Consider the following 11,151-nt stretch of genomic DNA (forward strand, 5'->3'; position numbering starts at 1 on the left):
AGCCGCACGCCCTCGGTGGCAGCATCCTGCCCCCTCTCCTGCTCTCCGTGCGCCTCATTCATCGCGTCCTCCTCCTGCTCGCTCGCTGATCGCCGCCCGCACTACGGGATGGTGTCCCACTTTCTGTCGCACAACGGCGGCTGGAGCGACAGAAATGGGGACATCCCACACCCTGCGGCCCGGCGCTGGGGAACGGTGTCCCATTTTCTGTCGCCCAGAGTGCGACAGAGCGACAGAAAGTGGGACACCGGCGCTCACCACGGCATCGGCCGCCGCCACACCATCCACCGCGGCACCGCTCACCGCGGCACCGTCTCATCGAAGCCGTCCGCGCCGTCATCGAGCAGCGGCGAGATCGGCGGCAGCTCATCCAGCGAATTGATGCCGAGGTTCACCAGCAACGCGTCGGTCGTGCCGTAGTGGATCGCGCCCGTATCGGCGTCGGTGAACACCTCGGTGATGAGGCCCCGCGCAAGCAGCGTGCGCACCACCGAATCGACGTTCACGGCACGGATCGACGCCACCTGCCCGCGGGTGACGGGCTGCTTGTAGGCGATCACGGCGAGGGTCTCGAGCGCGGCCTGCGACAGCCGCGACGGCGCCTGCGTGTTGACGAACTCACTCACCAGATCATCGTGCTCATCGCGCACGTACAGCCGCCACCCACCGCCGACCTCGCGCAGTTCGAACCCGCGCCGCGGTCCCCCGGCGCGACCGTCGTAGTCTTCCACGAGACCCTCGATCGCCTGGCGCACGGCCGCGACGGGCGCCGCCACCGCGGTCGCAAGGCTCACGAGGCTCTGCGGCTCCTCGACGATCAGCAGGATCGCCTCGAGACGACGGGCGACGGATGCTGTCGCCGCAGCCGCATCGGCGGATCCGGTGCCGGCGGTCCCGGCATCCCGTACACGGTCATCGGTCATAGTCTGCCCCCAGGCTCGCAAGGGTTTCGTCGGACCAGTGCTCGGCGGTCCAGCGCAGGGTGAGCTCACCGAGTGGCTCGAGCTGCTCGAAGGACAGCGCGGCGTGGCGGTAGAGCTCGAGAACGGAGAGGAAGCGCGCGACGACGACGCCGGGCTGACCGGCGCCGGCGACGAGCTCGCGGAAGGTCAGCGTCTCGGCGCCGCGCAGCAGCGTCACGACGACGGCGGCCTGCTCGCGGATGCTGACCAGCGGCGCGTGCAGATGGTCGAGCCCGACGTGCGGGATCTCGCGCGGCGCGAAGGCGAGCAGTGCGCCGGGCGAAGAGCAGATCCCGCGCCTCGAGCAGCGCGACCGATTCGGCGTCGACGAGCTCGCCCTGAGGCAGCAGGCCCGCCACCTTCATATCGAGCAGCGTCGCGGCGACCACGAGGAACTCGCTGGCCTGCTCGAGCTCTTCGTCGGGGTCGAGCCCGCGCAGGTAGGCGATGAACTCATCGGTGACGGTGCTGAGCGAGACCTCGGTGATGTCGAGCTCGTGCTGGGAGATGAGGTTCAGCAGCAGGTCGAACGGACCGTCGAAACCCTCGAGCGAGACCCGGAATCCGGCGTCGCCGGGGTCTTCGGCATCCGGCGCGTCGTGCGCGGGATCAGGCGACGTCGCCACGGGCGACCAGCTCGCGCGCGAGACGGAGGTACGCCTGGGCGGCGGAGTGCTCCGGAGCGAACTCGATGATCGGCACACCCGACACGGACGCGTCGGGGAACTTCACGGTGCGACCGATGACGGTCTCGAGCACGTCGTCGCCGAAGGCCTCGACCACCCGCTCGAGCACCTCGCGCGAGTGCAGCGTGCGCGGGTCGTACATCGTCGCCAGCACGCCGTCGAGCTCGATCGCCGGGTTGAGGCGGTCGCGCACCTTGTCGATCGTCTCGATCAGCAGCGCGACACCGCGCAGCGCGAAGAACTCGCACTCGAGCGGGATCAGCACCCCGTGGCTCGCGGTGAGCGCGTTGACGGTGAGCAGGCCGAGCGAGGGCTGGCAGTCGATGAGGATGACGTCGTAGTCGCCGGCGACCTTGCGCAGCACGCGCGAGAGGATCGTCTCGCGCGCGACCTCGTTGACCAGGTGCACCTCGGCGGCCGACAGGTCGATGTTGGCCGGCAGCACGTCGAGGTTCTCGACGTGCGAGTGCACGATGGCATCTGCGGGGTCGCGCTTGGTGTCGAGCAGCAGGTCGTACACGGTGGGCACGTCGTGGGTCTGGATGCCGAGCCCGGCCGACAGGGCCCCCTGAGGATCGAAGTCCACGGCCAGCACCCGCCGCCCGTAGCTGGCCAGGGCCGCCGCGAGGTTGATCGTCGTCGTGGTCTTGCCGACCCCGCCCTTCTGGTTGCAGAGGGCGATGATGCGGGCCGGACCGTGCGCGTCGAGCGGCGGCGGGGTGGGAAATCCCCGGTAGGGGCGGCCGGTGGCGCCGACGGGTGCGTCGTCGCCGGAGGAGGCCCTCTTCGTGCCTCGCGCGCTGCCCGCCACCGATACTCCTGACTTGTCCATGACCTCGGTCGATTCTAGTCACGTGGGCCCGCCGGGGCCGGGGCGGCATGCCGCCCGCGCGCGTCCCGACCTCGGCGCACCCCACCGAGCCGCCCGGCGCCGACGTCAGCGCGCGCGGGGATGCGCGCCGGCGTACACGTCGCGCAGCGCGTCGACCGTGACGTGCGTGTAGATCTGGGTCGTCGCCACGGAGGCGTGCCCGAGCAGCTCTTGCACGACGCGCACGTCCGCACCGCCCTGCAGCAGATGCGTCGCGAAGGAGTGCCGCAGCGTGTGCGGCGACACGTGCGCGGACAGCCCCGCCCGCTCGGCCGCCGCCTGCAGCACCAGCCAGGCGCTCTGCCGCGACAGCGGCGCCCCGCGCGCACCGAGGAAGAGCCGCGGTGTCGCCCGGCCCCGCGCGGCGAGCGCCGGCCGCACACGGGTGAGGTAGGCATCCACCGCGTCACGCGCGTACGATCCGATCGGCACGATGCGCTCCTTACCGCCCTTGCCGCGCAGCCGCAGCGCCTCGCCGTGCGCGAGGTCGTCGACATCCAGCCCCACGGCCTCGGAGACCCGCGCGCCCGTCGCGTACAGCAGTTCGAGCAGGGCCCGGTCGCGCACCCCGATCGGGTCTTCGGCCGGCGGGGCCTGCACGAGCGCCGCGACCTGATCGATCGTCAGGGCCTTCGGCAGGCGCTGCGCGGCCTTGGGCGGGCGCAGCCGCGCCGACGGGTCGTCGGTCTCGATACCCTCTCGCGCGAGAAAGCGGTGCAGACCCCGGACCGAGGACTGTCTGCGCGCGAGGCTCGACGCGGCAGGTCTCGGCTCGGTCGATGCCGCCGCGGCCGCGTACCGAGAGACCACCTCGGGAGTGATCTGCGCGGTGTCGTCGATGCCGTCGGCGGCGAGCCACGCGGAGTACTCGGCCAGGTCGCGCCGGTAGGCGGCGAGGGTGTGCTCCGACAGCCCCCGCTCGACCGATACGTGGCGCAGGTACGCCGCGATCGCCCGGTCGACGCGCACGCGGCGCCTACTGCCCCGCGGGTCCGCCCGCGCGACGCAGGCGCTCGGCCGCGGTGAGCACGCCGACCGCGAGGATCGCATTGTGCATGCGGCCCGCGAGCACCGCCGACACGGCGACATCGAGGTCGACCCACTCGAGGCGGATGTCGGCCTCCTCCGCTTCGCGCGCGTGCACCTCGGGGGCGGCGGCGAGCTCACGGGCGAGGAAGATGTGCACCGTCTCGTCGCTGCCGCCGGGGGTGGTGCGGATGCTGATCAGCGGCTCCCACGACGCCGCGACCAGGTCGGCCTCCTCGGCCAGCTCGCGGCGGGCGGTGTCGACGTGCGCCTCGCCCTGCACATCGAGCAGCCCGGCCGGGATCTCCCAGTCGCGCGAGCGGATCGGATGCCGATACTGCTGCAGCAGGAGGACGCGGCCCTCGTCGTCGATTGCGACGACCGCGACGGCGCCCGTGTGGTCGACGTAGTCCCGCACCGTGGACTCGCCGTTGTAGACGAACTCGTCGCGCCGGACATCCCACACTCGGCCGTCGAACACGACCTCGCTGGCGGTGATCGGCACCTCGAGCGGCTCGTCGCGCAGCTCACGCAGGTCGCGAGCCGATGACGCGGGGACAGTGTGCTCCGGCACGGCGGTGGGCTCAGGCATCCGCGCCCTGCTCCACGTCGAAGAGCTCGCTCGAGCGATGGCGCTCGAGCGCCGCCCCGACCAGGCCGCGGAACAGCGGGTGCGGAGCCGTGGGACGCGAGCGCAGCTCCGGGTGGGCCTGCGTGGCGACGTAGAAGGGATGCACGTCGCGAGGCAGCTCGACGTACTCGACCAGGTTGCGATCCGGCGAGAGCCCCGAGAAGATCAGGCCGGTCTCCGCCAGACGGTCGCGGTAGGCGTTGTTGACCTCGTACCGGTGACGGTGACGCTCCGACGCCTGCGGCGCACCGTACAGCTCGGCCGCCAGCGACCCCTCGCGCAGATCGGCCGTGTAGAGACCGAGCCGCATCGTGCCGCCGAGATCGCCGCCGGCGATGATGTCGACCTGCTCGGCCATCGTCGCGATGACCGGAAACTCGGTGTCGGGGTCGAATTCGCTCGAGGACGCGCCCGCGAGCCCCGCCTTGTTGCGCGCGTACTCGATGACCATGCACTGCAGGCCCAGGCACAGCCCGAGCGTCGGGATCCCTTGCTCGCGGGCGAAGCGCAGGGCGCCGAGCTTGCCCTCGATGCCCCGGATGCCGAAGCCGCCCGGCACGCAGATGCCGTCGACGTCGGCGAGCGCCTTCGCGGCCCCCTCGGGCGTCTCGCAGAGGTCGGAGGGGATCCAGCGCAGCGACACGTGGGTCTCGTGCGCGAACCCGCCCGCCTTGATCGCCTCGGTGACCGAGAGATAGGCGTCGGGCAGGTCGATGTACTTGCCGACGAGGCCGATCGTGACCTCGTGCTTGGGGTTGTGCACGGCGCTCAGCACCCGCTGCCAACGCGACCAGTCCACGTCGCCCGCGTGGCCGAGTCCGAGGGCGTGGACGAGGTAGGCGTCCAGTCCCTGCTCGTGCAGCATCGTCGGGATGTCGTAGATGCTCGGCACGTCGACCGCGTTGACGACCGCATCCTCGTCGACGTCGCACATGAGCGCGATCTTGCGCTTGTTGGACTCGGTGACGGGGCGGTCGCTGCGCAGCACGAGCGCGTCGGGCTGGATGCCGATCGAGCGCAGCGTCGCGACGGAATGCTGCGTCGGCTTGGTCTTCTGCTCGCCGGACGCGCCCATGAACGGCACGAGCGAGACGTGCACGAAGAAGACGTTGCCGCGGCCCAGCTCGTGGCGGATCTGGCGCGCGGATTCGATGAAGGGCTGGGATTCGATGTCGCCGACCGTGCCGCCGATCTCGGTGATGATGACGTCCGGCTGGGGATCCTCGTCGGCCTGCAGGCGCATGCGGCGCTTGATCTCATCCGTGATGTGCGGGATCACCTGCACCGTGTCGCCCAGATACTCCCCGCGCCGCTCGCGCGCGATCACCTGCGAGTAGATCTGCCCCGTCGTCACGTTCGCCGACTGGCCGAGGTCGATGTCGAGGAACCGCTCGTAGTGCCCGATGTCGAGGTCGGTCTCGGCGCCGTCGTCGGTCACGAAGACCTCGCCGTGCTGGAACGGGTTCATCGTGCCCGGATCGACGTTCAGATACGGGTCGAGCTTCTGCATGACCACGCGCAGACCGCGGGCGGTGAGAAGGTTTCCGAGGCTGGCGGCGGTCAGACCTTTGCCCAGAGAGGAGACGACACCACCCGTCACGAAGATGTGCTTGGTGATGCCGTTCGATGTTCCCGATGCTGTGTCCGCCACGGGCTTCGATCCTATCAGGCGCCCGCGGGCGCCAGCTCGAGCAGCTCCCGCGCATGCTCGAGCGCCGCGGCCGAGTCGGGCAGTCCCGACAGCAGACGCGCCATCTCGGCCTCGCGATCCGCGCCGTCGAGGCGGCGCACGCTGGATGCCGTCACCGAGCCGTCGTTCTCCTTCACGACGGACAGGTGATTGGTGGCGAACGCGGCCACCTGCGCGAGGTGCGTGACGACGATGACCTGGGATGCTGCGGACAGGCGCGCGAGCCGACGCCCGACCTCGATCGCCGCCGCTCCCCCGATCCCCGCATCGATCTCGTCGAACACGAACGTGGGAACGGGGTCCACCGACGCGATGACGACCTCGATCGCCAGCATGACGCGACTGAGCTCCCCGCCCGATGCGCTCTTGGCGACGGGGCGGGGCTCGGACCCGGGATGCGGGGCGAGCAGAAGCGAGACCTCGTCGCGGCCGTCCTGCCCGGGCGTCCCCGGCGCGATCGTGACCTGCATCCGGGCGTCGGGCATGGCGAGCGCGCGCAGCTCTTCGGTCACCGCGTCGCCGAGGGCGGCGGCGGCCGCGGCACGGCGCCGGGTCAGCAGGTCGGCGGCGTCGTCGAGGGCAGCAGCGGCAGCATCCCGCTGCTCGCGCAGGACGGCGACACGCTCGTCGTCGCCATCGAGCTCGAGCAGGCGTTCGCCACCGGTGCGCGCGAGCTCGATCACCTCGTCGAGCGACGCCCCGTGATGGCGGATGAGCGTCGACAGCGCGGCGCGGCGGTCTTCGATCGCGGCGAGCTCGGCCGGGCCGGTCTCATCGAGATCGGCGAGGTAGCCGGAGAGGTCGCCGGCCACTTCGGCGATCCGGAATCCGATCTCCGCGACCTGCTCCGCCAGCCCCGCGAGCGTCTCGTCGTGGTCCCCGGCCCGCTCGAGCGCGCGCCGGGCCTCACCGGCCAGTGCGGAGACGTCGATCGCATCGGCCTCGGACGACAGCGCCTCCCGCGCCGTCAGTGCCGCGGCGCGCAGCTCCTCGACGTGCGCGAGTCGCTCCGCACGCTGCGACAGCTCGGCGTCTTCGCCGTGTTGCGGCGCGACGGCCTCGATCTCCTCGAGCGCCTCGCGCAGGGCCTGCGCCTCGGCGAGGCGCGCGTCGCGGTCGGCTTCGAGAGCACTCACCTCGGCATCCAGTCCGCGCCAGCGGTGCCACACCTCGCGGTAGGAGGCGAGGGCCGCACGCACCTCGTCTCCGCCGAAACGATCGAGGGCCTCGCGTTGAGCCGCCTGTGAGCGCAGCCGCAGCTGGTCCGTCTGGCCGTGCACGACCACGAGGTCGTCGGCGAGATCGGCGAGCACCCCGGCGGGGGCGGCGCGCCCGCCCACGCTCGCCCGGCTGCGGCCCTCGGCCGTGACGGTGCGCCCGATGTAGAGCTCTGCCCGGTCGGCGCCCGCGGGTTCGAGGTCTCCCCCCGCCTCGCGCACCCGATCGGCGACGTTGCCCTCGGCGGCCACCAGCCACACCCCGGTCACCTCGGCCTGAGCGGCGCCCGAGCGGACGACCCCGGAATCGGCGCGCTGACCGAGCAGCAGGCCGAGGCCGCTGACGACCATCGTCTTGCCGGCGCCGGTCTCGCCCGTGATCGCCGTGAAGCCCGGTCCGAGCGGCAGGGTCGCCTCGGCGATCACCCCGAACCCCCGCAGCCGCATCTCCTCGATCACGCCGCTCCCCCCGCGGGGTCGATGTGATCGGCCGGGCCGCGCCACCCCGTCACGGGCAGACGGAACTTGCGGACGAGGCGATCGGTGAACGCGGCCGGGTGCAGGCGGGCCAGGCGCACGGGCTCTTCCGAGCGGTGCACGACCACGCGCGCCCCCGGCGGCAGATCATGCGAGCGACGGCCGTCGCACCACAGGATGCCGGTGCCGTTGGTGCGCTCGAGGACCTCGATCGCGACCGAGGCCTCGGGTCCGACGACGAGGGGCTTGGCGAACAGGGCGTGCGCCGAGAGCGGGACGACGGCGATCGCCTCGACGCTCGGCCAGATCACGGGGCCGCCCGCGGAGAAGTTGTAGGCGGTCGAGCCGGTCGGCGTCGAGACGACCATCCCGTCGCATCCGAAGGTGGACAGCGGTCGACCGTCGATCGCGACGACGACCTCCAGCATCCGCTCTCTGCTCGCCTTCTCGACGGTCGCCTCGTTCAGTGCCCAGGTCTCGTAGATCGTCGTGTCGGACGCGTCCTCGACCCGCACGGCGAGGGCCATGCGCTCCTCGACGCCGTAGTCGCGCGAGATCGCGCGCCGCACCGCGTCGTCCATGTCGTCGCGTTCGATCTCGGCGAGGAACCCGACGTGACCCATGTTGATGCCGAGCACGGGTGCGGTGCCGCCGCGCACGAGCTCGGCGGCGCGCAGGATCGTGCCGTCACCGCCCAGCACGATGGCCAGCTCGAGCTCGCCGACCGAGACGTCCACACCCAGCGTCGCCGTCGTCGGCACCCGCGCGATGACCGCATCGAGCTCGGCGCGGTCGCTCGCCGCCAGCACCGGGCGGGCACCTGCGGCGGCGAGGGCCTCGGCGACCCGGAGGGCGGCGGCGACGGTGTCATCGCGCAGCGCATGGGCGACGACCAGGATGTTGCGCGCGCCCGTCATCCCACTCCCGCCAGTCGATTCACCGTGCTGATCCATTCTGTCGGATTGCCCGTCTCCCGGTCGCCGCGCGCGCGCATCCAGGCGACGTATTCGGCGTTGCCGTGGGTGCCGACGATGGGCGAGGCGATCACCCCGTGGGTGCCCAGCCCCGCATCCCACGCGCTCCAGAGCACGCCGCAGACGGCGTCGGCGCGCAAGCCCGGGTCGGTGACGAGACCGCCCTTGACGGAGGTACGGCCCACTTCGAACTGGGGTTTGATCAGCAGCAGGATGTCGGCGTCCGGGGCGGCCGTACGCTCGACCGCGGGCAGCACGTGCCGCAACGAGATGAAGGAGAGGTCGCCGGTCACCAGCTCGGGAGCGTCGGACCGGCCGCTCGCCTGAGCGAGCGAAACGCGGTCCATGTCACGCACGTTGTAGCCCTCGACGGCGATCACGCCGGGGTCCTCCCGGATCGAGGGGGCGAGCTGACCGTGCCCCACATCGACCGCGATGACGGGATCTGCGCCGCGCTCCCGCAGCACCTGGGTGAAGCCACCCGTGGACGCGCCCATGTCCAGCGCGAGCCGGCCGGAGGGATCGAGCGAGAAGGCGTCGAGCGCCGCCAGAAGCTTGTGCGCGGCGCGGCTGACGTAGTGGTCCGCGCCGGCGACCGCGATCTCGGCGGACTCCTCGACCCGGGTGGATGCTTTGACCACAGCAGATCCGTCGACACTGACGAGTCCCTCGGAGATGAGTGTGGCGGCGTGGGTGCGGGATCGAGCAAGGCCGCGAGCGGCGAGGGCGGCGTCCAGCCGCTGCGTCACGGCGCCCCGCCGGCGCGGGGGTCGGCCAACGTTCCCGAGCCCTCGAGCGCGCGGCTGAGCTCCTCGTGCAGAACCGCGAAGGCTGCCGCACGGTCGCCGAGCGGCTGCTGCTCGACGACCCGGAGACGTGAGACCAGGCTGTCGTCGGGGCCGTTGCCGGCGGAGGTGTCGGTCACGCCCCCCAGGATACGGCGAGGGTGCGACGCCGAGGCCGCATCAGGGCCGATGGAACGGATCGGCGTAGAGCTGCTCGGGCACGCGGAGACCGAAGATCGCGCGACCGGACGACCAGATCGCGTGCGCTCCCGCGCGAAGCAGATCGATCGGACGCGTGCCCTCGGTCACGATCTCGACGTCGGCGCCGGAGATGCGTACCGTCGCATCGCCGACAGACACCGCCCCGTCGCGATCCCGCGTGCGCACCCGCGGATAGGGCATGTGCAGCTCTCGAAGGTCGCCGACGATGTAGTCGGGACGCGACGTCGACGGCGCCGCCAGCAGGTGCTTCGGCCGATCGATCCCGGTGAGCACGAGCACGGACGGGATGCCGGCGCTCTGGGCGCCCTGAATGTCGGTGTCGAGGCGGTCGCCGATGAACAGCGGGCTACCAGCGCCGAAGCGACTGATCGCCTCGGCGAAGATGGGCGTTTCCGGCTTGCCCGCCACGGTGGCGAGACGTCCGACCGCGGTGTGCACAGCGGAGACGAGTGTGCCGTTTCCCGGCGCGATGCCGCGCGCCTGCGGAATGGTCCAGTCGGTGTTCGTGGCGATCCAGGGGATGCCGCCTTCGTCCTCGGGCACGGCCAGAGCGTATGCCGCCTCGGCCAGCTGAGCCCACCCGACCTCGGGCGCGAAGCCCTGCACGACCGCGGCAGGATCGTCGTCCGCGCTGCGCGTCACGACGTATCCCGCCTTTTCGACCTCGACCACGAGACCCTCGCCTCCGACGACGAGGATCCGGGCCCCGGGTGCCACGCGTTCCCGCAGCAGCCGCATCGCAGCCTGGGGGCTCGTGATGACGTCTGCAGGCTCGGCGGGCAGGCCGAGTTCGCGCAGCTGCGCGGCGACGGTCGCATCGGTGCGCGAGGCGTTGTTCGTGATGTATCCGAGGCGACGGGTGCGCGCGGCTTCGGTGAGCGCGTCGACCGCGTAGGGCAACGCCTTGTGGCCGGCGTAGACCACCCCATCAAGATCGGCGAGCACGGCGTCGACGCCGTCGAGCGGAGTGCGCTCAGACTGCGCGCGGGAGAACAGCGCCATCAGCGCTCGCCTTCGGAGTCCGTCACGTCATCGTCGGCCTCGTCGCCATCGGTGCCCTCTTCTTCGACCTCCATGACCTCGATCACCTCGCCGGGCGTCGACGCGTCCAGCGCCTCCGCCGCAACGACCGCGCGACGCGACCAGAGCGCCGCCTCATCCAGCCGCCCGAGCTCTTCCAGCACGGCGGCTCGCGCGGCGAACAGACCCGGGCTCCACTCGAAAGCGCGATCAGGATCGAGCTCAGGGATGTCGAGTTCGAGCAGCGCCCGCTCGGTCTCGCCAAGGTCAAGCCGCGCGCCCGACATCGCGATCGCCAACTCCACGCGCGCGTCCACGGGCAGAGCGGCACGGTCCACGCTGCGGCCGACCTCGAGGGCACGATCGGCACGGCCCACACCGCGTTCGCTGTCGACCATCAGAGCGATCTGATCGTCACTGCCGGAGATCCGGCGATACGTGCGGAGTTCGCGCAAGGCGAGCGCGAAGTCGCCCGTCGCGTAGGCCGTGATCGCGAGAGACTCCCGCACAACAGCGACCCGACCGGCCCGCCGGGAAGCGGCGAGGGCGTGCTCGTGTGCCAGGGCGGGGTCGTCGTCGATCAGCTGTGA

General features: G+C 71.6%; 10 protein-coding genes and 2 pseudogenes. All 12 read right to left on the bottom strand.

What is annotated here, in order from left to right:
- Positions 1-299 precede the first annotated feature (299 nt).
- Positions 300-923, bottom strand: coding sequence for an SMC-Scp complex subunit ScpB (scpB, locus tag DI573_RS11700; RefSeq protein ID WP_292814375.1), 624 nt, complete (start codon positions 921-923; stop codon positions 300-302).
- Positions 913-1,666 (bottom strand): annotated as a pseudogene (locus DI573_RS11705) (ScpA family protein). The gene scpB and the pseudogene DI573_RS11705 overlap by 11 nt, the downstream one beginning before the upstream one ends.
- A complete protein-coding gene (locus tag DI573_RS11710) occupies positions 1,572-2,480 on the bottom strand; it encodes a ParA family protein (RefSeq protein ID WP_292814378.1) in 909 nt (302 codons plus the stop codon). The pseudogene DI573_RS11705 and the gene DI573_RS11710 overlap by 95 nt, the downstream one beginning before the upstream one ends.
- A 105-nt stretch (positions 2,481-2,585) precedes the next feature.
- Positions 2,586-3,488: a site-specific tyrosine recombinase XerD gene (xerD, locus tag DI573_RS11715; RefSeq protein ID WP_292814380.1), complete on the bottom strand. Its 903-nt coding sequence runs from the start codon at positions 3,486-3,488 to the stop codon at positions 2,586-2,588.
- A 7-nt stretch (positions 3,489-3,495) separates the two neighbouring features.
- Complete coding sequence (locus tag DI573_RS11720) at positions 3,496-4,137, bottom strand: NUDIX hydrolase (RefSeq protein WP_292814383.1); 642 nt, start codon at positions 4,135-4,137, stop codon at positions 3,496-3,498.
- Positions 4,130-5,827 (bottom strand): CTP synthase, encoded by a 1,698-nt coding sequence (locus DI573_RS11725; protein ID WP_292814386.1) that lies wholly within the window; start codon positions 5,825-5,827, stop codon positions 4,130-4,132. Before DI573_RS11725 ends, DI573_RS11720 begins: the two co-directional genes overlap by 8 nt.
- Before the next feature lie 14 nt (positions 5,828-5,841).
- The gene (gene recN / locus DI573_RS11730) at positions 5,842-7,542 is read right to left on the bottom strand and encodes a DNA repair protein RecN (RefSeq protein ID WP_292814389.1); all 1,701 of its coding nucleotides are present in this window, start codon (positions 7,540-7,542) and stop codon (positions 5,842-5,844) included.
- Complete coding sequence (locus DI573_RS11735; protein ID WP_292814392.1) at positions 7,539-8,477, bottom strand: NAD kinase; 939 nt, start codon at positions 8,475-8,477, stop codon at positions 7,539-7,541. Before DI573_RS11735 ends, recN begins: the two co-directional genes overlap by 4 nt.
- Entirely contained in the window at positions 8,474-9,283 is an 810-nt protein-coding gene (locus DI573_RS11740; protein WP_292814395.1) for a TlyA family RNA methyltransferase, read from the bottom strand. The genes DI573_RS11735 and DI573_RS11740 overlap by 4 nt, the downstream gene beginning before the upstream one ends.
- Positions 9,280-9,459, bottom strand: a complete 180-nt coding sequence (locus DI573_RS11745) for a hypothetical protein (RefSeq protein WP_292814398.1) — start codon at positions 9,457-9,459, stop codon at positions 9,280-9,282. Before DI573_RS11745 ends, DI573_RS11740 begins: the two co-directional genes overlap by 4 nt.
- Positions 9,460-9,499: 40 nt before the next feature.
- Positions 9,500-10,543 carry an HAD-IIA family hydrolase gene (locus DI573_RS11750; protein WP_292814401.1) on the bottom strand — a complete coding sequence of 348 codons (1,044 nt, stop codon included), beginning with the start codon at positions 10,541-10,543 and terminating at the stop codon, positions 9,500-9,502.
- A pseudogene (locus DI573_RS11755) lies at positions 10,543-11,151 on the bottom strand (primosomal protein); the annotation flags it as partial. The gene DI573_RS11750 and the pseudogene DI573_RS11755, both read right to left, overlap by 1 nt.

It is taken from the genome of Microbacterium sp. (assembly GCF_003248605.1).
Lineage (GTDB): Bacteria > Actinomycetota > Actinomycetes > Actinomycetales > Microbacteriaceae > Microbacterium.

What these genes read in the sequence shown, in the direction of transcription:
- scpB (WP_292814375.1), bottom strand. Translation starts at nt 923, where the DNA reads ATGACCGATGACCGTGTACGGGATGCCGGGACCGCCGGCACCGGATCC.
- DI573_RS11710 (WP_292814378.1), bottom strand. Translation starts at nt 2,480, where the DNA reads ATGGACAAGTCAGGAGTATCGGTGGCGGGCAGCGCGCGAGGCACGAAG.
- DI573_RS11720 (WP_292814383.1), bottom strand. Translation starts at nt 4,137, where the DNA reads ATGCCTGAGCCCACCGCCGTGCCGGAGCACACTGTCCCCGCGTCATCG.
- DI573_RS11735 (WP_292814392.1), bottom strand. Translation starts at nt 8,477, where the DNA reads ATGACGGGCGCGCGCAACATCCTGGTCGTCGCCCATGCGCTGCGCGAT.
- DI573_RS11750 (WP_292814401.1), bottom strand. Translation starts at nt 10,543, where the DNA reads ATGGCGCTGTTCTCCCGCGCGCAGTCTGAGCGCACTCCGCTCGACGGC.